The organism is Kitasatospora sp. NPDC059817, assembly GCF_042731835.1.
GTDB lineage: Bacteria > Actinomycetota > Actinomycetes > Streptomycetales > Streptomycetaceae > Kitasatospora.
Genome location: NZ_JBHWIR010000007.1, coordinates 2,381 through 24,389 on the forward strand (window position 1 = coordinate 2,381; position 22,009 = coordinate 24,389).

At 67.4% G+C, this 22,009-nt stretch carries 16 protein-coding genes and 1 pseudogene; 9 read left to right on the forward strand and 8 right to left on the reverse strand.

Features of this window, described 5'->3' with window-relative positions; genetic code table 11:
* The first annotated feature begins 360 nt into the window (after window positions 1–360).
* The 4 genes from nhaA (at window position 361) to ACFV61_RS02570 (ending at window position 3,869) form a co-directional block, all read left to right on the forward strand.
* Entirely contained in the window at window positions 361–1,737 is a 1,377-nt protein-coding gene (gene nhaA, locus ACFV61_RS02555; protein WP_380489642.1) for a Na+/H+ antiporter NhaA, read from the forward strand.
* A gap of 187 nt (window positions 1,738–1,924) precedes the next feature.
* Entirely contained in the window at window positions 1,925–2,401 is a 477-nt protein-coding gene (locus ACFV61_RS02560; protein ID WP_063348673.1) for a phage holin family protein, read from the forward strand.
* Window positions 2,402–2,495: 94 nt separating this feature from the next.
* Window positions 2,496–3,515 carry an alpha/beta fold hydrolase gene (locus ACFV61_RS02565; RefSeq protein ID WP_380489644.1) on the forward strand — a complete coding sequence of 340 codons (1,020 nt, stop codon included), beginning with the start codon at window positions 2,496–2,498 and terminating at the stop codon, window positions 3,513–3,515.
* 144 nt (window positions 3,516–3,659) lie between these two features.
* Window positions 3,660–3,869, forward strand: coding sequence for a hypothetical protein (locus tag ACFV61_RS02570; RefSeq protein ID WP_063348672.1), 210 nt, complete (start codon window positions 3,660–3,662; stop codon window positions 3,867–3,869).
* A gap of 109 nt (window positions 3,870–3,978) precedes the next feature.
* Here the strand turns inward: ACFV61_RS02570 and ACFV61_RS02575 are convergent, their stop codons facing one another.
* From ACFV61_RS02575 to nth (ACFV61_RS02590), 4 genes are all read right to left on the reverse strand, one after another.
* Window positions 3,979–4,677, reverse strand: coding sequence for a metal-dependent hydrolase (locus ACFV61_RS02575; protein WP_079136291.1), 699 nt, complete (start codon window positions 4,675–4,677; stop codon window positions 3,979–3,981).
* Between the two features lie 153 nt (window positions 4,678–4,830).
* Entirely contained in the window at window positions 4,831–6,015 is a 1,185-nt protein-coding gene (locus ACFV61_RS02580) for a MarP family serine protease (protein WP_063348670.1), read from the reverse strand.
* Window positions 6,016–6,061: 46 nt separating this feature from the next.
* Complete coding sequence (locus ACFV61_RS02585; protein WP_063348669.1) at window positions 6,062–6,829, reverse strand: CoA pyrophosphatase; 768 nt, start codon at window positions 6,827–6,829, stop codon at window positions 6,062–6,064.
* Window positions 6,826–7,728 (reverse strand): endonuclease III, encoded by a 903-nt coding sequence (nth, locus tag ACFV61_RS02590; protein WP_380489646.1) that lies wholly within the window; start codon window positions 7,726–7,728, stop codon window positions 6,826–6,828. The genes ACFV61_RS02585 and nth (ACFV61_RS02590) overlap by 4 nt, the downstream gene beginning before the upstream one ends.
* 201 nt (window positions 7,729–7,929) lie before the next feature.
* On the opposite strand from nth (ACFV61_RS02590), the gene ACFV61_RS02595 reads away from it, so the two are divergent.
* The 3 genes from ACFV61_RS02595 (at window position 7,930) to ACFV61_RS02605 (ending at window position 11,766) form a co-directional block, all read left to right on the forward strand.
* A complete protein-coding gene (locus tag ACFV61_RS02595) occupies window positions 7,930–8,517 on the forward strand; it encodes a hypothetical protein (protein WP_380489647.1) in 588 nt (195 codons plus the stop codon).
* An 859-nt stretch (window positions 8,518–9,376) separates the two neighbouring features.
* Window positions 9,377–11,407 carry a hypothetical protein gene (locus ACFV61_RS02600; RefSeq protein WP_380489649.1) on the forward strand — a complete coding sequence of 677 codons (2,031 nt, stop codon included), beginning with the start codon at window positions 9,377–9,379 and terminating at the stop codon, window positions 11,405–11,407.
* Window positions 11,404–11,766 (forward strand): hypothetical protein, encoded by a 363-nt coding sequence (locus ACFV61_RS02605; RefSeq protein WP_380489651.1) that lies wholly within the window; start codon window positions 11,404–11,406, stop codon window positions 11,764–11,766. The genes ACFV61_RS02600 and ACFV61_RS02605 overlap by 4 nt, the downstream gene beginning before the upstream one ends.
* Before the next feature lie 307 nt (window positions 11,767–12,073).
* Here ACFV61_RS02605 and nth (ACFV61_RS02610) read toward each other — a convergent pair.
* Window positions 12,074–12,550, reverse strand: a pseudogene (gene nth, locus ACFV61_RS02610) (endonuclease III domain-containing protein); the annotation flags it as partial.
* A gap of 186 nt (window positions 12,551–12,736) precedes the next feature.
* Between nth (ACFV61_RS02610) and ACFV61_RS02615 the strand changes: the two are divergent.
* Complete coding sequence (locus ACFV61_RS02615; RefSeq protein WP_380489653.1) at window positions 12,737–13,153, forward strand: hypothetical protein; 417 nt, start codon at window positions 12,737–12,739, stop codon at window positions 13,151–13,153.
* Window positions 13,150–14,994: a PQQ-binding-like beta-propeller repeat protein gene (locus tag ACFV61_RS02620; protein WP_380489654.1), complete on the forward strand. Its 1,845-nt coding sequence runs from the start codon at window positions 13,150–13,152 to the stop codon at window positions 14,992–14,994. The genes ACFV61_RS02615 and ACFV61_RS02620 overlap by 4 nt, the downstream gene beginning before the upstream one ends.
* A gap of 721 nt (window positions 14,995–15,715) precedes the next feature.
* Here ACFV61_RS02620 and ACFV61_RS02625 read toward each other — a convergent pair.
* From ACFV61_RS02625 to ACFV61_RS02635, 3 genes are all read right to left on the reverse strand, one after another.
* A complete protein-coding gene (locus ACFV61_RS02625) occupies window positions 15,716–19,177 on the reverse strand; it encodes a DEAD/DEAH box helicase family protein (protein ID WP_380489656.1) in 3,462 nt (1,153 codons plus the stop codon).
* Window positions 19,178–19,252: 75 nt separating this feature from the next.
* Entirely contained in the window at window positions 19,253–20,455 is a 1,203-nt protein-coding gene (locus tag ACFV61_RS02630) for a restriction endonuclease subunit S (RefSeq protein WP_380489658.1), read from the reverse strand.
* Window positions 20,452–21,972, reverse strand: a complete 1,521-nt coding sequence (locus tag ACFV61_RS02635; RefSeq protein ID WP_380489660.1) for an N-6 DNA methylase — start codon at window positions 21,970–21,972, stop codon at window positions 20,452–20,454. The genes ACFV61_RS02630 and ACFV61_RS02635 overlap by 4 nt, the downstream gene beginning before the upstream one ends.
* Between the last annotated feature and the right edge of the window lie 37 nt (window positions 21,973–22,009).

Consider the following 22,009-nt stretch of genomic DNA (forward strand, 5'->3'; position numbering starts at 1 on the left):
CCGGGGCACAGCCATGCCGCGGGTCTGAAGCCCCCTTCCGGTCGGCCGCCGGGGTGTGCAGCGGGGCGGCCGGGAGCGGGCAGTGCCCCGCGACCGACGGTGCCGCGTTCACCCGTCTGCGCCCGGCCTGGGCCATTCGGGTGCCGTGCCACTGCTCCTCCGGAGTGCGGAACCCACCCGCAGGGCTTAAGTCCTTGAATAGGACAATCCGGATGTCACCCGAACGATCCCCTAGACTGTTAACGACGCATCAAGATCCCTGAACGGGAGTCCGAGCGTCACAGGGCGCGCCGGGAAGTCTGGTCGGCAACTGCACCACACGTGCATCCGTTGCCGCTCCCAGCCCCTCAGGAGGTCCTCGTGACCGACCAGCCGCCCGTCCACGAGCCGACGACCCGCCGCCGGCAGCTGCTCGGCCGACTGTCCCTGCCCGAGCGGACGTTCATCACCGACGCCCTGCGCACCGAGACGGTCGGCGGCGTGCTGCTGCTGCTCGCCGCCGTGGCCGCACTGGTCTGGGCCAACGTCTGGCCGCACGCGTACGAGAGCGTCCTCGACTACACCGTCGGGCCCTCCGCCCCGCTGCACCTCGACCTCACCCTCGGCAACTGGGCCAAGGACGGCCTGCTGACGATCTTCTTCTTCGTGGCCGGGATCGAGCTCAAGCGCGAGTTCGTCGCGGGCGAGCTGCGCACCCCGAGCGCCGCGCTGCTCCCGGTGGTGGCCGCCGTCTGCGGCGTCGCGCTGCCGGCGATCCTGTTCGCGCTCGTCAACTCGGGCAGCGGCGGTCACCCCAGCGGTTGGGCCATCCCGACCGCCACCGACATCGCCTTCGCGCTCGGCGTGCTGGCCGTGGTCGGCAGCCACCTGCCGTCCGCCCTGCGCGCCTTCCTGCTCACCCTCGCCGTGGTGGACGACCTGATCGCGATCCTGATCATCGCGGTCTTCTACAGCTCCGGCATCAAGTTCTGGGCGCTCGGCCTGGCCTTCGCCGGCCTGGTGCTGTTCTGGTTCCTGCACCGGCGCGGGGTGCACGGCTGGTACCTGTTCGTGCCGCTGGCCCTCGTGAACTGGGCGCTGATGCACGAGAGCGGCATCCACGCCACGGTCGCGGGCGTCGCGATGGGCCTGATGCTGCGCTGCCACCGGGAGGGCGACGAGCAGCACTCCCCCGGCGAGCACATCGAGCACCTGGTCCGCCCGCTCTCGGCCGGCCTGGCCGTCCCGGTGTTCGCACTGTTCGCCGCCGGGGTGACGATCTCCGGCCCGTCGCTGCGCGAGGTGTTCACCCAGGCCACGCCGCTCGGCATCGTCATCGGCCTGCTGGTCGGCAAGACGGTGGGCATATTCGGCGGCACCTGGCTGGCCGCCCGGTTCACCCGGGCCGAGCTGAACCCGAAGCTCAGGTGGGCCGACATGTTCGCGGTCTCGGTGCTCGCGGGCATCGGCTTCACCGTCTCGCTGCTGATCAGCGAACTGGCGTTCCGCGACGACCTGGCCCTCGCCGACCTCTCCAAGACGGCCGTCCTGGTCGGCTCGCTGCTCTGCGCGACGGTGGCCACCGTGCTGCTCAAGCTCCGCAACCGGCACTACCGCGAGCTGTGCGAGGAGGAGGACCGGGACGTGGACGGCGACGGCGTCCCGGACGTCTACCAGGAGGACGACCCGGCCTGGCGGGCCCGGGCCGCCGGGCTCGCCCCGCGACCCGACGGCGAGGGGCCGGAGAAGCCCCGCTGAGGCCCGCCGGCGGCCCGGCAGAGCCCGGACACGTCCCCCCGGCGGGGCCCCGGAGTGGTGTGCGACTGACCGGTAGGGGCATGATTCTGAGCTGTCGACAGTCCACTGACGCCTCCGGGCCCCTCCGGCCCCCCGAACCGCACCACGCGGCGGCGTCACGCCGCACAGCCGCAGAGGAGAACCGCTGATGCCCGCAGGAGCCGCAGACCCGTCCAGCAACGGCCGGGCGCCCTACGAGGGCGAGCGTTCGGTGGGGCAGCTGTTCGCGGCGGCCACCGCCGACCTGTCCGCACTCGTCCACGACGAGATCGCGCTCGCCAAGGCCGAGATCCGGGCGGACGTCAAGCGCGGCGTCTCCGGGGGCGTCTCGCTGGGCGTCGCCGCCGTGGTGGCGCTGGCCGCCGTCCCGATGCTGAGCGCCGCGGCGGCCTTCGGCATCCACGCGCTGGGCCTGTCGCTCGGCTGGTCGTTCCTCATCGTGGCCGGCGCCTACCTGCTGCTCGCGGTGCTGCTCGGGCTGATGGCCTGGCGCTCGTTCAAGCGGATCGAGAAGCCGCACCGCACCATCGAGGGCGCCCAGAAGACCGCCGACGTGCTGAAGAACGCCCGGCCGCGCCCGGCCACCAAGGAGGAGATCGACCGGGCCCTGGGCCGCATCCCGTAACCGTCCGTCCGGTGGCGGTGCACGCCGCCCGCCCGGACCCGCCGGGAGCGAGTGCCGGGCGCCGTCCGGCGCACGGATGTGACACGCTCTCGGTATGCCGCTTGACCAGAAGCCCGTATCCGCGCAGCCGTCCGCCGACTCCGGACCCGACCTGGCACCCGGGGGGGAGCCCGCCGATGAGGCCCCCGGCACCACCCCCGACGGCGACGCCGAGGCCTGGAGCGTCCGGCAGAGCGGCCCGTGGACGCACCGCGACCTCGCGGCCAACGGCGCCCGGTTCCACATCGCCGAGCTGGGCTCGGGCCCGCTGGTGCTGCTGGTGCACGGCTGGCCCGAGTACTGGTGGGCCTGGCGCCACCAGCTGACCGCGCTCGCCGAGGCCGGCTACCGGGCGGTGGCGCTCGACCTGCGGGGTGTCGGCGGCAGCGACCGCACCCCGCGCGGGTACGACCCGGGCAACCTCGCCCTGGACATCACCGGGGTGATCCGCTCGCTCGGCGAGCGCCGGGCGCACCTGGTCGGGCACGCCGCCGGCGGCACGCTGGCCTGGGTGGCGGCGGTGATGCGCCCGTCGGTGATCCAGAGCCTCACCGTGGTCTCCGCCGCGCACCCCCGGGACCTGCGCCGGGCCCTGCTGACCGACCGCCGCCAGGCGGCCGCCTTCGAGCACGTGCTGGGCTTCCAGCGGCCGTGGATACCGGAACGCCGTCTGGTGGCCGACGACGCCGCGCTGGTCGGCCGCTACCTGGACGCCTGGGCCGGTCCGAACCGGCTGGACGAGGAGGCGGTGCACGCGTACCGGCAGGCCATCCAGATCCCCAGCACGGCGCACTGCTCGATCGAGCCGTACCGCTGGCTGCTGCGCTCGATGGCGCGCCCGGACGGCATCCAGTTCGCCCGGCGGATGAAGAAGCCGATCACGGCGCCGACCCTGCACGTCCAGGGCGCGGCGGACCCGGTGCTGCTGTCGCACACCGCGCTGGGCGGCGGCGAGTACGTGGCGGCGCCGTACCGCTGGCGGCTGATGCCGGGGGTCGGGCACTTCCCGCACGAGGAGGCCCCGGAGCAGTTCACCGCGGAGCTGCTGGACTGGGTCGGCCGTCACAAGGAGTGATGGTGCAGGAGCGGTGAAGGGGCCGGGAGGGAAGGGCCCTTGGTCCCAACTCCCTTGATCTGACGCACATATGACAACCGCATAGGCCAATTTCGACGCGCGCCCGGCGGTTACCCCCACCGGCCCAGGGGCATCCATTCCGGTATGACCTGGATGCCCGATCGCGGCGGCGCCCCGCGCGCCCGACGCCACAACAGCTCCCAGCGCTCCGCCCACCGCCCCGACTGGGCGGACGACCTCGGCTACGACGGCCCCGACCGCCGTCCACGCCCGGCGCAGCGGCAGCTCGGCATCCCCCGCATCCTCGGCCGGCGCGCCCGCTGGGTCGGCGCACGACTGCGGCGCGAGACCTGAGGCCTCACGCCGCGTCGTCCGGCCGGTCCGGCGGACCGGTTCCGGCCGGCCGATCGGTTCGGCCGGTCAGTCCCGCCGGTCGGGTCGGCTGGCCGGCCAGTCCCGCCGGTCAGTTCACGAGCGTCGGCGACACCGCGGTGAACCAGAGCAGGACGAAGGTCGCCACCGACATGATCGGCACCAGCACCTTGGTCTCGACGTTGTTGCCGCTGCGCTTGATCAGCACCACCTCGTAGCGCTCCTTGTGCGGCCAGAGCAGCGGCGCGCCCTTCTTGGTCAGGCAGTCGCCCAGCAGGTGCGCCAGGGTGCCCAGCGCCACCGCGTACGGCAGCCAGCCCGGCGAGTTCGGCATCCAGGTGTTCATCCCGAAGGTGCCGAGCGCGGACAGCCCGATGACGGTGATCCAGCTCTCCGGGCCGTCCCCCGGCGGGCAGAGCCGCAGCGCCCGGATCGCGAGCGCGATCAGGAAGAACGTCAGCACCAGGGTGAAGTTGCGGCCCAGGTAGGTGACGCCCGCCCAGGTGCCGGCGCCCATCAGCGCGACGAACAGCAGCGAGTGGGTGGCGTGCCGGTGCCCGCCGGAGGCCCAGGCCACGAAGCGGCAGAGCGCCTTGGAGATCGGCCCCAGGAAGTTGGCGATCGAGCCGTCGTGGTGGTCGAGGTCCGGCAGCAGGGCCGCCCCCGCGCACAGCACCGTGCCCATCAGTATGTCCGCCGGCTGCAGCGTGGTGTGCAGCAGCAGCGGGGGCAGGAACGGCGCGGAGGCGGCGTACAGCATCGCCCCACTGACCGCGTGCGAGTGACCCATCATCGGACTACCACGACCTCCCGTAAGACTCACTCCGGGACGGCGCCCGGTTGAGCCGAACGGGTGAGCGCGGCAGAGGCTACCAGGGCGGACTGACGGTGTGACGGATATCGGATCGTCGGACCCGGCGCGTCGGACCGCCCCGCGGCCCGGTCAGAGCGCGCAGCCCTGGGTGTCCACCGGGGTGCTCGCGGTGCTGCCCCTCTCCGCGTCCTCCCGCACCTCGGCCGCGGTCAGCACGTACCCGGTGTCGGCGCTGTCCAGCGACTTGGCGAACACCACGCCGTAGACCTGGCCGTCCGGGGTGAGCAGCGGGCCGCCGCTGTTGCCCTGGCGGACCAGCGAGCGGACCGAGTAGACGTCGCGGACCACCTGGCCGCGGTGGTAGATGTCCGGGCCGTTGGCCTGGATCCGGCCGCGGATACGGGCCGGCTGGACGTTGAAGGCGCCGTTCTCCGGGAAACCCGCCACGATCGCGCTGTCGTTGGTCTTCGCCTCGCCCGCGAACGCCAGCGGGGGCGCGTTCAGCTTGGGGACGTCCAGGACGGCGATGTCGCGCTGCCAGTCGTAGCGGACCACCGTCGCGTCGTACAGCTGGCCGACCCCGCCGATCTGCACGGTCGGCTCGTCGACCCCGCCGACCACGTGGGCGTTGGTCATCACCCGGTGCGGGGCGAAGACGAAACCGCTGCCCTCCAGGGTCTTGCTGCAGGAGGTGGCGGTGCCGACCACCTTGACCAGGCTCTGCTTGGCCCGCGCCACCGCCGGGCTGCCGGCCAGCGCCGGGTCGGGGGTGTCGACCTGGGTGATCGGCTCGTGCTCGAAGGGGTTGAAGACCTGCGGGAAGCCGTTGCGGGCCAGCACCTTGGAGAAGTCCGAGAACCAGTTCGGCGCGTCGTCGGGCAGCGCGTTCTGCACGCCGCCGAGGATCGCCGAGGAGCGGACCTGCTTGGACACCGTCGGCAGCGACGCCCCGGCCAGCGCCGAGCCGATCAGCCAGGCCACCAGCAGCATCGAGACCACGTTCACGGCCGCGCCGCCGGTCGCGTCCAGCACCCGCGCCGGACGGCGGCCGATGTGGCCCCGGAGCTTCCAGCCGAAGTGCGCGGTCACCGCCTGGCCGATCGCGGCGCACACGATCACCACCACCACGGCCACCACCGAGGCCGTGGTGCCCGGGCTGAGGTGGTCGAGCAGCAGCGGCAGCAGCTGGACGGCCAGCAGGCCGCCGCCCAGGAAGCCGACCAGGGACAGGACACCCACCACGAAGCCCTGCCGGTAGCCCGACACGGCGAATGCCACGGCAGCGGCGATCAGCAGCACATCCAGGACGTTCACCCGGACACCCTCCCACGGCCCGCGGCCCGGCCGCGCAGACGGCCCCTCACGTGGGACCGGCGTCGCCGCCCGGCAGCGCCCGGGAGTGGTCGAGATCGCCCTGCACCAGGGCCAGCGCCTCGTCCGAGAGGTCGACGATCCGGGACGGGTCCCAGGGCAGCTCCAGCCCGCCGTGGTGCAGCACACGGTCGATCACCCCGGCCGTGAACCCCCAGACCAGCCGCCCGGCCACCGCGAAGGCCGGCCCCACGTGCCCGGACGGGTGGCGCAGCCGCACCCGGTTCGCCGGGTCGGCCAGATCGGCGACCGGCACCCGGAACACCGCGCCGGTCTCCCCCTGGTCCACCGGCCGCACCGGCGACTCCTCGCGCCACCAGCCCAGCACCGGGGTCACCACGAACCGGCTGACCGGGATGTACAGCGCCGGCAGCACCGCGAACACCTGCACCCCGGCCGGGTCCAGCCCGGTCTCCTCCCAGGCCTCGCGCAGCGCCGCCGCGACCGGGCCCGGGCCGTCCGGGTCACCGTCCTCCGGATCCAGCGCGCCGCCCGGGAAGGACGGCTGCCCGGCGTGCGAGCGCAGCGAGCGGGCCCGCTCGATCAGCAGCAGGTCCGGCCCGTCCGGACCCTCGCCGAACAGCATCAGCACCGCCGCCGCCCGGCCGCCCTCCACAGGCGGCAGGAAGCGGCTCAGCTGCTCCGGCAGCACCCGCTCGGCCGCCTCCCGCACCGGCTCCAGCCAGGCCGGCAGGCCGTCCCCCTCGACCACCCGCACCGCCGACGGCTCCGGCGCCCGCCGTGCCTCGCGGGTCACTCGCCCACCGCCAGGTCCGCGATCCGCCCCTGGTGCCCGGCGGCGTCGACCCGGGCGGCGGCCTCCCCGGGGAAGTCCCCCGGCGGCCTCAGCCGCTGCCCGGGCTGCCCGCCCAGCTCGTACTTGAGCAGCTTGCGCGCCTTCTCCGGATCGGTCTCGCCCTCCCCGTACGACGGGCAGAGCGGCGCGACCGGGCAGGCGCCGCAGGCGGGCTTGCGGGAGTGGCAGATCCGGCGGCCGTGGAAGACCACCCGGTGCGACAGCATCGTCCACTCCGACTTCGGGAAGATCTCGGCGACGGCCGCCTCGACCTTCACCGGGTCCTCCTCGGCGGTCCAGCCGAACCGCCGGGCCAGCCGCCCGAAATGCGTGTCCACGGTGATCCCGGGCACCCCGAAGGGTTCTCCCGTTTTAGGATCACGAGCGTTTCCAAGGACGACGTTGGCCGTCTTGCGACCCACGCCAGGCAGAGTGACCATCTCCTCCAAGGTCTTCGGCACCTCGCCGCCGAAGTCATCCCGGAGCTTGATGGACAGGCCGATCAACGACTTCGCCTTGTTCCGAAAGAACCCGGTCGGCCGGATGATCTCCTCCAGCTCCTCCGGCACGGCCATCGCCATGTCCTCCGGAGTCGGGTACTTCGTGAACAGCGTCGGCGTCGTCTGGTTCACCCGCAGATCCGTCGTCTGCGCCGACAGCACCGTCGCCACCAGCAGCTCGAACGGCGTCTCGAAGTCCAGCTCCGGATGCGCGTACGGATACGTCTCCGCCAGAATGCGGTTGATCTTCCGCGCCCGCCGCACCATCGCCAGATGCGACTCCGGCTTCCTCGGCTTCACCGCCACCTTCTTCACGGCCGGCTTCGGCGCAGCCGCCTTCCGGACCTTGCTCTCTGCCATGCACGAAGGCTACGCCGGGGCGCCAGGCCCCTGCGGCGGATCAGCCACATGCTGACATCTCGCCACAGAGAGCCGAACCACATTAAGCGCGCCGATTCCCGCCGTTCTGCGCCGAAGTGCGCCTTACCTTGCCGGAACGTGCTAATGTGACACCTGATCTCAGCTCAGCGCTGCGGGCCACCAACATCGAGGAGGCGTGAAGTGGCAGATTTCCCCGCACCTCGCCCCAGCTGGACGGACCAGAACATCAGCACGATGGTCCGGGCGGCCCTGTGGCTGGTCGAAGTGGTTGGCGAAGGGAACGTGTTCACGCGGGCCCAGCTCCGCGACGCTTTTCCTGGCGTGACCCAAATTGAACGCCGACTGCGCGATCTCCGCGACCTGGGTTGGGTGATCGAGAACTCGCGAACCCAGGTGTCACTGCAGCAAAACGAACAGCTCTTCGTTCGAGCAGGCGACGCCATCTGGGACCCGACCGTCCGGGCTGCCAGGCAACGTCAGAAGGCCATCCGGCCCAACGAGGGCGGGCTAGAACCTGCACTCAGGCAGGTCAATAAGCAGGGCGTTTGGCGCCTGCTTGAGGGCCTCTCGCCGAGCGACCGCTCTCTGATCCTCGCCTGGATGGCAATGGGGCGGCGACCCGCCTCGGCGGCCGACAGCGCGTGGCTGGCCTACTCATCGTTGTCTGCGGAGGCACGCCTTGAGCTGATGGCAAAGCTCGGAGAGCTGATCAGCAAGGACATCACCGGAGACATCCACGCTGCCGCAAGCGGCGAGGCTGCCTCATAGATGCTTCCGCCGGATCCCGTGTCACCTTCCACAGATCCTCGGGCTCCGGCGGTTGGCCCTACCTCATCGAAATAAGGAAATGACCATGACCAGTATGCTCCGAGCAGCGACCGAGGGCCACCGCCCACCCCGGCTTGAGCTCCTGGCGGCTGCGATCGCAGCCGCTTACACCGCTGGCTACACCGCAGGCGTTGGCAACGGCGCGGAACAGGCGGCGGGGGCAGCAACCGTCGCGATGATCACATGGCTTTGGGAGCGCTGGCGGCGCTGACATCGCGGTCAACGGCAGCGAAGCCGCGCTTCGCAAGGCGTGAACCTCTCGTGCGGACTCAACCCGTGGGGGCGTCGGGCACGAACGGCCGACGCCCCCACTCAGGGCGCCCCTACCGATGATCTCGACAATGAGGGTGATCAGGCCGCCAACCAGAAACCGTCCTCGCGACCAATAGTCGCGAGCCACACAAGACCATCACCTGAGCATCTACCCACAACTCAGCCATCCGCAGCAGAACGTGACGCTCCATGGGGCATGACCACTCCAGTGGGACCTGGTAGCGTTGCGCTCGCCTGCGACGCGTAAAGCAGAGCATGGTCGCTTCGGGCTCCAGCCTCGAAGTAGGCAACGTGGAGGTTAGCTTCCTCACGCCGTGGACCCTGCCGAGTGCCACGCTGCCGCCGAAGACCACATCGGGGCTCGCTCCGATCAAGTCCGAGGGGATGCGCCTGACGGCCTTAGTCGTCCGACTTCCCGGGCAGGACCACATTCGTGTGGCACTCCGGGAGAGCGGGACGACCAGTAGTTCTTCGTCGCTCCGCAAGACCTTGGCGTGCCCGAACGCGCCCTGGAGGGCAACGAGGCATGAACATCATCGCTGACGAGACAATCACCCTTCACGATCACGTGCCTCCGCGGCCCGTGAGCAAGCTCCCGGAGCTCGCCCCGATCGGCGCTCGTCGCAAGGCAGCCGAGAAACTCGTAGACAGCTTCGGCCTCGAACCCGCCGCAGCCGCGTGCATCGCCAACTCGGTCGTCGATCCCGCCGAACTTCGCCGCTCGATCGAGACCCCGACCGAGCTCGCCATTACCGGAGGAATACTTCTCGCCGTCCGTGCGCGGGTCTGGACACGTCGCACGCTGCCCGACATTCGCAACCCCCGCATTGGCGACGCCCGCCGACACCCCGTCGCGGTCGAGCCCGGAACCGACGAGGAGTCCCGGTTCGCACCAGTAGGGGATCCGACCAGCAACGGCACGACGCCGCACCTTGAGCTCGAGGTGGAATCAGCCGAGCACATGACGTGGGCTTCCGCCCTCGCCGCCCGGGCAGTACTCGATGCGAACGACTGGCGATACTCGATCCGAAACCAGGGTGTTCTCACCGAGGTTTGGCTCGTCGCCAACCGCTACGTTCACAGCGATGGTGGGAGTCCCGACCTCTGGGCGATGACGACCGCTGAGGGATCGTCGCGCACGACAGCAGCCCACGACATCCTTGGGGACGGCAACAGCGTCGATCTCGTTGTCACCGCCGAGTCTGATACCGCCATGCGCGGGCGGATCAAGGATCTGAACACGGCGCTGGAGCAAGGCCCTACCGTCAAGCAGTCCGAGGCATTGCGTTGCGAGACGATGCCGGCTCTCATCCTGGTCGGGTACCAGCCGTTGCCCGGTGGGCCCGACCGCTTCTCCTCGGCAGTCAAGTCCCTCGTAGCCCTGCGCCATGTCGACGCCCCGAAGGAATGGGGTGAGGGTCCAGAGCTCGAGTCCCTCGCTGATGAGGCGCTGACGGTCATGGAGGACCGGCTCATTCTCACGCCGCAGCGCCGCCGCTGGCTCGCAGGTGCAATCAGCCGCACGCAAGCAAAGGCTGCCCATCTGCCAACCGATCCGGCGATCCGAGCGGCCGAGATCATCGCCTTGTTCTCCAGTGACGACCAGGCAGTTCGTGACGCCATCCGCGACGCCGTCACGCGTCAGTCGACGCGCAAGCGCATCACCAAGAACTTCCGCGTCAAGCTCGCGGTGGCCCTTATCGTGAGGTCGGTGGCAGGCGAAGGGGCCAGCCCCGACCGGGTACGGCGCTATATGCAGCACGGGTTCGTCTCCGTGCGTGACAACCACTTCAGGCCCACCCATCGTGAGGCCGACGCCGTCCTCGCCGACGCCCTCGACGAGTTCGACGACGACCCGGCTGGTGATCCTGGCCAGGCACGCCTCGAGCTCGCCGCGCGAGCCGCCTACCCGCTCATCTCCACGCTGTCGTTGTGGGCCGACCGTGGTACGAATAACAATCCGAACGCCGACGACCGCCGCCGTCCCGGAGAGGTCATCGACACGATGCTCTCGTCGCGGCTCGGCATCCATCAGCTGCACCGCGCCATCGTCGATCACAACAGCGGCCGGTCCACACTCCGCGCGGTGAACGAGGACGGCAGTATCCGGCTCACCGAGGACCGCGCCCAGGACCAAAGCATCAACGACGTCTACCTGCGATCGACATTCCCCAAGGCCGGCTCACCGTCCCGGCCTGCCTCCACGGACACTCCTGACGACTCGCTCCGTGACGCCGCTGCAATTCTCGGCGCCGCCGTTCGCGGCCTCGAAGAGGCCATGGCTGCCATCCGCTTGGTCAAGGCGGCGGACGGTGCTGACCACGTCGAGACCGTCGGCGTCGACCGTAATCATGTTCGTGAGTGGAAGAGCACCCTTGATGCGTCGGCCTCTGACCTGGAATTCTGGGGCCGAATCTGGGAGCGCCGCAACCGCAACGGGGCCAGGTCCACTGCACGGCGTCAGGACAGCTGGGTTGCCGAGTACCTCGACAATCCCGATGAGGCCGTCGAGACGTGGGATGACGAGGACGCTGACACCATCAAGGCCTCGTTGTGAGCCCCGAACGACTGGCCTCCCTGGCCGCCTACGCCGGTGACTGGCTCCACCCAGAAGGGCCCCATGGGCCGAAGCCGTTCAGCCCGGACAGTCTGGTCGGCGCCTGCAATGCGGTCTACGTCATCTGCAGCTGGTCGGGACGGGTTCTCTACGTCGGCTCCACCACGGTAGGCGTCCGTACACGCTTCACCGAGCATCTCGGCGACCTGAGAAAGACTCTCGACTGGGCAACTGCCTACATCATCCCACTCATCGACTCCACGCCACTCAAGGATGTCCGCCGAATTGAAGGTCGGGTCGGCCTCGCCGTCGGTCCTGAGCGGAACAAGGCGCTACCCCGAATCACCGGCACTCGCTGAAGGATATTGCTACTGTCCCCAATTGGACTTGGGGACAGTAGCAAGGCGATGGCCACGTCGCCGACCAGTCAAGATCATCACCCGGAACCGAACGGTCTCCACAGCTCTGTGGCACAGCTCCCTGAGGGCGAGACCCTCCCTGCGCCTGACTGTCCTTCGCCAGCTGAAAGATCTTGCAAGGGCGTCGCGGCGGTTCTGGCCGCCAGACCCAGGCCAGCTTGCGGCTGCAGAACTTGGCTCAGCTTCAGGCTGTCAGTCCGAGTGTCATCGTCGCTGCCCCGAAGGGTTCTCCCGTTTTAGGATCACGAGCGTTTCCGAGGACGACGAAGGCCGTCTTCCGGCCCACGCCAGGCAGTGTAAGCATCTCCTCCAGGGTCTTCGGCACCTCACCGCCGAAGTTGTCCCGGAGCGCGATGGACAGGCCGATCAGCGACTTCGCCTTGTTCCGGAAGAACCCGGTCGGCCGGATGATCTCCTGCAGCTCCTCCGGGTTCGCCGCCGCTATGTCCTCCGGCTCCGGGTACTTCGCGAACAACGCCGGCGTCGTCTGGTTCACCCGCAGATCCGTCGTCTGCGCCGACAGCACCGTCGCCACCAGCAACTCGAACGGCGTCTCGAAGTCCAGCTCCGGGTGCGCGTATGGGTACGTCTCCGCCAGGATGCGATTGATCTTCCGCGCCCGCCGCACCATCGCCAGATGCGACTCCGGCTTCTTCGGCTTCACCGCCGCCTTCTTCACGGCCGGCTTCGACGCCGCCGCCTTCCGGACCTTGCTCTCTGCCATGCACGAAGGCTACGCCGCCAAGCGGCTGGCGGGCTCCGCTTCCCACAGCTTGGGAATTCAGGTAACCCATCGAAGGGGATGCCCAGCCAACTCGGCTCCGGACGGCCAAGCAGCCGCGCCGTGAGCCCATACGCTTTTGTGACCAGTAGGGTGTTGAGCCAACCGCAGAGACACAGGATGCATACGATGAGTAGCACGATGCGTGTGGAGCTTGTTGGCCTCCCCGACACGGATGACGAAGAACTGCGCCAGCTAGGCGCGGGGTTGCGCCGAGCCCTCCTCGATCTCGATGTGGACGATGTCCAGTCGGCGCGCCCCGCTGTCGAGGCCGAGCTGGGGGCCAAGGGGACGGGGTTGATCTCAGGCGCACTCGTCGTCACCGCAGTCCCCATCGTCCTGCGCCAGGTCGTTCAGCTCACCGACAGCTGGTTGAAGAATCGGCCCGTGCGCGGTGTCCGGATCGAGCTCGATGGCCGAACGATCGAGTTGGGCAACGCCTCGGCCAGCGAGCGGGAGAAGCTGATCGACGCCTTCCTCGCCCACTGCGAGCAGCCAGACGGGGAGCAGGCGGGCCCCGAGGAGCTTCCTGGGCCGGCGCAGTGATCGATCGATTCTTCGGCGATCGCAACCGCGGTGCACTGCTCATCGGCACAGGGACATACGACCACCCGCTGCTGCCCTCCCTGCGTTCACCCGAAGTGGACTGCGCGGCATTGACCGAGGTCCTGCGAGACCCCAATGCTGGTGGTTTCGACGTCCAGCAACTGGTCGATGCGGACCGCCCAACACTGGAACGAGCGATCGAGGAGTTCTTCGCCTCTGCGCTGCGCGACGACGTCCGACTGTTGTACATCTCGGGTCACGGGATCGTGAACCGCCACGACAAGCTCTACTTCGCCGTACAGAGTACCGAGCCGGACCGGCCAGCTCATTCGGCGATATCGGCTGCGTTCGTCCACGACCTGATGGACGAGTGTCGCGCGAGGAGCATCATCGTCGTACTCGACTGCTGCTACAGCGGGCTGTTCATATCCGGCGCCAAGGGTGACGGCCCGATGGGCTTCGAGGACGTACTCGCGGGCCACGGCCGCGTCGTGCTTACCGCTGGGACCGGACTGCAAAGAGCCTGGGAAGGTGACCACCTCGACGAGGAGACACCTGTCCCTTCCCGTTTCACCAGGGTGCTGGTCGAAGGCCTGGTCAGCGGTAATGCCGATCTCAACGGCGATGGCCTCATCACCGTCCAGGAGCTCTACCGGTACGTCTGCGAGCAGTTGCATCGGGAGGGTTCACCGCAGGACCCCCGGATGGCCGGCGAGATGCAGTACGACATACCGCTGGCCCAGGTGAGGAGAAAACGCCGGCCGCAGAAGCCGAGGACCACCCGCACAGAGGGGCGCCGCCGCCCACCAGTTGTCCACGTACCCCGCCAGTTCGAAACCGTCTGGAAGGCCCCCGTGGCTTCCGGAACGGCCCGTCAACCGATCGCCTCTGCCGACGTCTTGATCGTGCAGGACCATCGGCGCCTCCATGTAATCAACGCCAAGTCCCACCAGCGGTACCCGCTGATCGAGATGAACCACGCTGGCCGGCCAGGATTCCACGGTGCGTCCGCCTTCTTTCCCGACAGGTCCGGTTGGCTACAGATTGCCGATCTACAGACTGGCAAGCGCCGAAGGTACCTTCCTGTGCCCGTCTGCGACGGCCTTCTCAGCGTCTCGGCGAACACGCTGTATGCGCCAGGTCCAGACGGCGTACTGCGCGCCATCGACCTCGACCGTGGCTCCGAGCGCTGGTCGTTTCCAGTACCTGGGCTGGCCATCACCAGCGCGCCGCAGACAGCCGCCGGTACTTTGGCCTTCATGGCAACAACACCGTCGTTGGTGAATGGCACGACATCTGATGGCAAGTGGCTTATTGCCGCGATCGATGCCACCACTGGCGTCCCAAGTTGGTCACATAAGGCTGAACACCCGCTGCTACCGGAATGGGCTGTCACGGACCAGGGCATTTACTCGGTCCAACAGGCCAACGCCACCCAGTCACGGATTGTAGCCCTCGATCCGTCGAACGGAGAGGTGTTGTGGGCGTTCGACACCTCGGCAAAGCTCGCAGCCGCGCCGCTGGCAGCAAGCGGATCGGTGATCTTCGGCGACCTCTCTCAGCGACTTGTCGCACTCGACGCAAAAACCGGAATCCCACAATGGGAAAAGAAAACCGCAGGACGTCTCCTGGCACAGCCCTTCGTCTCTAACAGCACGGTCTTCACTGCAGACCGCTCCGGGAGTCTCACCAGCAGGCAACTCACGAAAGGCCGCGCGGTCCGAACCCACGATCTCCTGCTGAGCTCAGACACACAGGGGTCCCCGGCAATCGTCGAGGGCCTAATCTGTGCTACAGACGCCCGTGGCGATGTTCATGCGCTGGCGGTCGGAACCCACTGACTCGGCCGAGTAGATGTCCCTCAGCGACGGGTACTTCGCAAACAACACCGGCGCCTGGTTCACCCGCAGGTCCGTCGTCTGCGCCACCAGCAACTCGAACTGCGTCTCGAAGTCGAGCTCCGGACGCGCGTACGGGTACGTCTCCGCCAGGATGCGACCGTGCCCGTCGCTCCATCGCCAGATGCGTCCCCGGCTTCTTCGGCTTCACCGCCGCCTTCTTCACGGCCGGCTTCGGCGCCGCTGTCCTCCGGATCTTGCCCTCTGTCGCACCCGAAGGCTACGCCGCCAAGCCGACGACCTGTAGCCGATCATCAAGCACGATCCAGGATTTCCAATGCGGCCACCCGCTGCAGCAAGTCTGCCCGGATCGAGGTGGGGAGCGAAGAAGACCTTCACAAGCCCCACCGTAACGGGGAGTTGGTCACGCTGAGCGGCTTCGGCAAAGGGGGCACAGTTGGCCCCGGCCGGATGCTGTGAGACCCGACCGGGGCTGAGTGGGCAAACCAGGATGTTCGGCTGCACCACGGTCAGCGTGCGCGCCACTCCTTGTGCGGTTCGATGGTGTCGCTGCCGCCTGCCCACTTCGTTCCGCACACAGGGCAGATGACGTACCAGTCGTCCCCAGGCGCGCTGAAGTCCAGACGACCGCTCCGCCCGGTGCCCAGGCAGTTGTCCTGCTGATCGCTCTGTTGCGGCGCCACTGTCTCTCCTACGTGAATGGTCAGGCCACACTGTCGGCGGCGACGGCGGTGGAACGGATCGAGTGGATGGTGGTCACCATGGCGTCCACGTCCGACTCATGGAAGATCGCTTCGGGGCCAGTCGGGGCGATGGCCGTAAACGGGGCCTCATAGAGCGCGGCCACATCGATCGTGCCATTGCGGGCCAGGTAGTCGATCAGCTCGTTGACGAAGCGGAGCTGGTTGGCAGTGAAGGTCTTTCCCTGCTGGAACATATCGAAGGCCAAGGCTGCGGCGTCCCGCTCCAGGCCGGTCAGCGAGCGGAGGAAGAGCCCGAGGCCGCCATTGGTGTCCTTGACGTGGTCGATGTCGGCGGTGGTGGCGAGGCCGGCTTCGATGAAGATCTCTTCCAGCCCGGACAGGTCCAGGGCGGTGATCTGCTTGTTGCGCCGGACCTTCTGGACGGCGAGCTGGTCCTGGTGCGTGTTGAGGTAGATGCGGACCTTCTGCTCGAAGCGGGTGAGGTCGGTGCCGACCTCCATTCCGTTCAGGGTTGCAGCGGTCAACTCGCCGAGTTCGTCCTCGAAGTCGGTGTAGACGATGTTGCGCTTGATCTTGTCCATCAGGCGGACGAGGCCCCGCAGGCGGCGACGCATGGTCTCCAGCATGGGCAGGGTGACGTCCTGCCACCACTCGTCGCCCGCGACATCGTCAAGCAGGAGCTGCTGAGCCTTGATCGCGGGGATGTTCAGCTGGTTGAGAAGGGTGGAAGAGATCTCCTGGACTTGGTCCCGCATGCGGGTGAAGCCTGGATCGCCGTTCACGATAGCGAGCTGGAGGCGGAGCGCGAGCAGGTCGAAGCGCTTGGCCTCCTCGCCGGCGTCGTCCTTGTCTCGGAAGCCTGTCGGGAGCCCGGCCAGGTGGTCGACGACCTGGCCGTGGGCGTCCGGTGTGAAACTGAGCCACGCGTCGAAGTCGGTGAAGGTGTCGAGGAACTCGCGCTGCGGGCGAACGAGGAAGTTCTCCGGGTTCATTGCCGTGACCTCGTCGTGCAGCCGGGTGGCGAGGTCCCAACGCAGGCCGACCTCAGTGGTCGTGCCGTCGGACTCCGGGCGCACGGCCAGCCCCAAGCCCGCGTCCCGGCCGGAGCCCGATGCACCATCGAGAGCGAGGAGCAGGTCGGCTCGGCGTTCGAAGATCCGCTGGCTGAGCGAGGGGGAGAGCTTACCCTCGGCACGCATCAGGTTCTGGTTGAAGAACTCGATGTTCTGGCACAGGTCGAAGACCAGGAATCCGTCCTTGCTCTTGTTGGGACCGTAGAGGTCCGGTGCGAGGCGGGTGCCACGGCCGATCATCTGCCAGAACTTGGTCTTGGAGCGCACCAGCTTGAAGAAGACCAGGTTGACCACCTCGGGGACATCGATGCCGGTGTCCAGCATGTCGACAGAGATGGCTATCTGAGGGACCTTCGAGGAATCGGAGAAGTCGTCGATCAAGCTCTGCGCGTACTCCTTGCGGTAGGTGATGACCTGCGCGAAGGCGCCCTTGAGGTGTGGGTAGTTCTTGTCGAAACGCTCGGCGATGAACTCGGCGTGCAGGTTGTTGGCGGCGAAGATGATGGTCTTGCCGAGCTTGTCGTTGCCGTCGAGCTTGAGGCCGTGGGTCATCAGTACCTGAAGGGCCTTGTCGACGGTGTCGTCGTTGAAAAGGTACTTGTTGAGCTCGTCGGTCGTGATCTCGTCGGGGACGTCGCCGTCCTCGCTCCACTCCGTCTCGTCCCACTTCTCCTTGTCCTCGTCGGACAAGTCGTCGTACTTGATGCCACGGCGTTGGAAGCCCAGTGGCACGTCGACGGCGCGCGGGGCGACCAAGTACCCCTCGGCCACGGCCTCGTCCAGGCTGTAGACGTCGGTGGGAACGCCGTCCTCCAGCTCGAAACGGCGGTAGGTGTTGCGGTCGATCTCGTCCTTGGGCGTGGCAGTCAAGCCGACCAGCAGGGCGTCGAAGTAGTCGAAGATCGCGCCGTACTTCTGGTAGATCGAGCGGTGCGCCTCGTCGATGACAATCAGATCGAAGAAGCCGGGGCCGAAGAGGCGGCGGCCAGTGGCATCGGTCTGGTTGATCAGGTTCATCATCGTGGGGTAGGTCGACACGAAGACCCGGGCGTTGGGGTCCTTCTCGTTCAACAAGTCGACGACAGGGGCCCCGGGCAGGTGCTCCCTGAAGGCGTTGGTGGCCTGCTTCACCAACGCCTTACGGTCAGCGAGGAAAAGCACGCGCTTGGCCCAGTTAGCACGCATCATCAGGTCGCTCAGGGCGATAACAGTGCGTGTCTTGCCGGAGCCGGTCGCCATCACGAGCAGGGCCTGGCGCAGCGAGTCCTTCTCGAACGAGTCGGCGATCCGCCGGATGGCCCGAGCCTGGTAGTGGCGCCCGGCGATCTGCTCGTTGATCGGAAGCTGCGCGAGGGTGCGGCGGCCAGCGCGGCGCTGAACCAGGAGACGCAGCTCATCCTTGGTGTAGAAGCCCTGGACCTCACGAGGCGGGTAGTTCAGGTCGTCCCAGAGGTACGTGTGGTAGCCGTTGGTGTAGAAGATCACCGGCCGCTGCTTGAACTGCGCCTCCAAAGCATCCGCGTAGACCTTGGCCTGGTGCTTGCCCTGCTTCGGGTCGCGGGTGGTGCGCTTGGCCTCGACGAGGGCGAGGGGCTTGCCGTCGTCGTCCCACAGAACGTAGTCGACCTTGCCCTTTCCCGAAGGGGACGCCGACTCCGGCAGTCCGGTAACCGAGTACTCGCGGTCCTGCGGCTGGTCCAACGCCCAGCCGGCCTCCTTGAGGAGGAGGTCGATGATCAGGGCGCGGGTCTCGGCCTCGTTGTAGTCATGGGTGTCCGGGTGAGCCTCGTTCGCTGCCTTGGCTGCCTTGATCTGCGTGCGCAGCTCGACGATCTCGGCGTCGAGGTCCTGGTTCTTCTTCCGCTCGGCTGCCAAAGCGGCATCCTGTGCTGCGTACTTCTCCGCCAGTGCCTTCAGCTCGGCCTGCTTGGCGATCCGTACCTCGGCCGGGACCGGCCGCGGGATCAGCGCCGTGTCGAATGCGACGGCGGGCGCAGGAAGGTTGGCCTGGTCGAGGGTGTAGGTGTGGGCCATCCAGTACACGACGTGGAACAGCTCGGCGACCGTACGCACCGCGTCCTTCGGCGCGACGGGCGTCTTGCGGTGCACGGCGACGTTACCCTGACGGCGGATCACGTCCATTTTCGCCCGGATCGCCGGGCCGGCCGCCTTGACCAGCGTCGGCTCGGCTATCAGAGCAGCCAGGTCGGTCTGGTAGGGCAGCTTGAGCGCGTCGTCCGCATCGAACAGCCATGTCAGCGCAAGCTCCAGCACCCGCCGTGCATAAAAAACGGACGCCCGCGGGTCCGCGTGGGCAAGCCGCTCGGCGCGGAGCGCCTCACTGTGAAGCTCCGGCCACTCGGCCTGAAGGAACCCGAAGTTGCTCACGGTGATGACCTTTCGCTGGTGCGGGCGGAGGGTGGCGTTGGGCGGCGATGCCGCTTTCAGGTAGTGGACCGCTGGCTAGAGTTCGCCTCGGAAGGCGCGGTGCTGGAGCGAGGCGAACAGGCTGTCCAGTTCGGCGAGATGGGATGCCTGAGTCTTCTGAAGATCAGTGATGGGGGCGATCCTGGATTCGAACAATTCCTGCAAGTCCAGCGGGGGCACGGGGATCGACACCGATTCGATCCCCTTCTGGTTAATCTTGAAGGTTCCATTCGTGGTGCGTGCAGACGAATCGATCTGCCGCCTGACCAGGCCGGAGTTCCAGACGCACTGCAGGTATCCGGGCCTTAGAAGGCTCGACGGCCGCAGGGAAATAATCGTATCCGGGTACGTGACGTCAGGCATATCAAATGGGGGGAAATGGCCACGTCCCACCAGGCCTGAGTTTCCATTTCCCCGACAGATTAGGAAATCGGCGGAACACACCGACTGCTCGCGCGGAGGAGTGGACTTGAATCCCGACACCTTGAATGCCGTCGCATCGAACCGCTTTCCGGTAATTGCCGAGAGCGTCAGCACCTTCGCTTGAACGGTTCCGCCAGTGGCTGGAGAAAGACCATTCCGGAGCGACCCGTCAAGCAAATCCTGCATCTTCCTGGCGGGCCAGCCGTAGGGGTTTCTCGAAGGGTCTCCGAACATGTCGATGAAGACGGACTGAGTAAGGTCGTCGAGGAGGGCAATGGCCTCGCGACGCTTGGCCCGCACCGCGGCCGCATGGTCCAGCACCTGCGCGATCCGCTGCTGCTCCTTCAATGAGGGCAGCGCGATGGGAAGGCTCAGGCACCGTGCAAAATCAAGGTTCGAAATGTTAGTGGTCTGTCGACCAAAGCTGCGGACTGTGGCTTGGATCCGGTCCGACGCAAACCAGCGATAGAGATAGCGAGGATCCACTCTCTCCCGGTCCGGCCGGAGAACCGAAATGAACCCTCCGAAGGTCGAACCGCTCGCCGCCTCGGGCACCCAGCAGCACTTCCCCACCAGGTTCCAGCTATTGGCACTGGAAACAAGCAGATCGCCAGCTTGGAGATACTGTTCTGTGCGCTTTACGAACCTAGAATCGACAGACCATACGTCAGAAAGATCAATCTCGGCCTGCACATTCTTCGTGCGCATGCACTGAACCGACCCGGGCGTACCGGAAGGCACTACGTCATCCGGCTTGAACGTGATGCCGCGAATGAATGTGGCAATATCTCCGAGCTTGGCTACTTCGCGAATCATCCCAGCAGCCCCTTCAGCTCGGACATGCTCTTCTGAATCTCCGTCTCGATCCGCTCCAATTCGTCCATGACCTCGTCCGGTGTGCGGTGCTCGACCTCCTCGTGGACGATCTCCTTGTATCGGTTGAGGCTTAGGTCGTACCCCTGGACCGCGATATCGGCCTTGGGGACGCAGAAACTCTGCTCGGTCCGCGCGCGCTCCTGCTCGCTTCCATTTCGGCGACGCCACCGCGCCAGCACGTCGGGCAGGTTGTTCTTCGCGCGCTCGTCCTCGCTCAGCTCGCCATCGGCGACAAGCGGCCCGAGCCTATCCGCCGACAGGAGTGGCGTGCGCTTGTCGTCAAGGGTCCAGCCGTCCGCCGTGACCTCGTAGAACCAGACGTTGTCCGTGCCGCCACTGTTGGTCTTGGTGAAGAACAGGATCGCCGTGGAGACCCCCGCATACGGCTTGAAGACACCACCCGGCAGCTTCACCACCGCGTCCAGCTTGTGGCCCTCGACCAGCAGTTTCCGCAGGTCCTTATGGGCCTTGCTGGAGCCGAACAGCACCCCCTCTGGCACGATGACTGCGGCCCGGCCGCCCGGCTTGAGCAGGCGCAGGAACAGGGCGAGGAACAGCAGCTCGGTCTTCTTGGTCTTGACGACCTTCTGGAGATCGGCCGCCGTCGCGTCGTAGTCGAGGCTCCCAGCGAAGGGCGGATTGGCGAGGATGAGCGAGTAGCGGTCGGCTTCGCCCGCGGCGCTCTGGGCGAGCGAGTCGCGGTAGCGGATGTCGGGGTTCTCAACCGAGTGCAGCAGCATGTTCATGCTGCCAATGCGGAGCATAGTGCTGTCGAAGTCGAAGCCGTGGAACATGCTCTCGTTGAAGTGCTGTCGCTGGGCCGGCTCGAACAGCGCCTCGCGGTGCGTGCGCTCCACGTACTCCGCAGACGCGACCAGGAACCCGGCCGTACCGCACGCCGGGTCGCAGATCTCGTCGCCCGGCGCCGGGGCCATCATCTCGACGATCAGCTGGATGATGTGCCGGGGCGTACGGAACTGGCCGTTCTGCCCAGCTGTGGCGATCTTGCCGAGCATGTACTCATACAGGTCGCCCTTGGTGTCCTTGTCGCCCATGTCGATGTCGTTCAGCATGTCGACGGCCTTGGCGAGCAGGTTCGAGGTGGTGATGGTAAAGCGGGCGTCCTTCATGTGGTGCGCGTAGGTGGAGTCATCACCGCCCAGCGTGCGCAGCCAGGGGAAGACGCCGTCGCCCACGCGGGCAAGCATGTTCTCGGGAGACTCGTTGACGAACCGCGACCAACGCAGGACCTGAGTCTCGTCCGTGTAGATCGCGTTCTCGGCGGGTCGCCCGGTGCGACTGGCCTTGTTCTCCTTGGCCTGCTCCAGCAGGTCGAGGCGCCGGATGAACATCAGGTAGGTGATCTGCTCGATCACCTCCAGCGGGTTGGAGATCCCTCCGGACCAGAAGGCGTCCCACAGTCGGTCGATCTTGCTCTTCAGCTCACCCGTAATCACCTAAAGCAGGTTAGCGGAGTCCACAGACAGTCGTGCC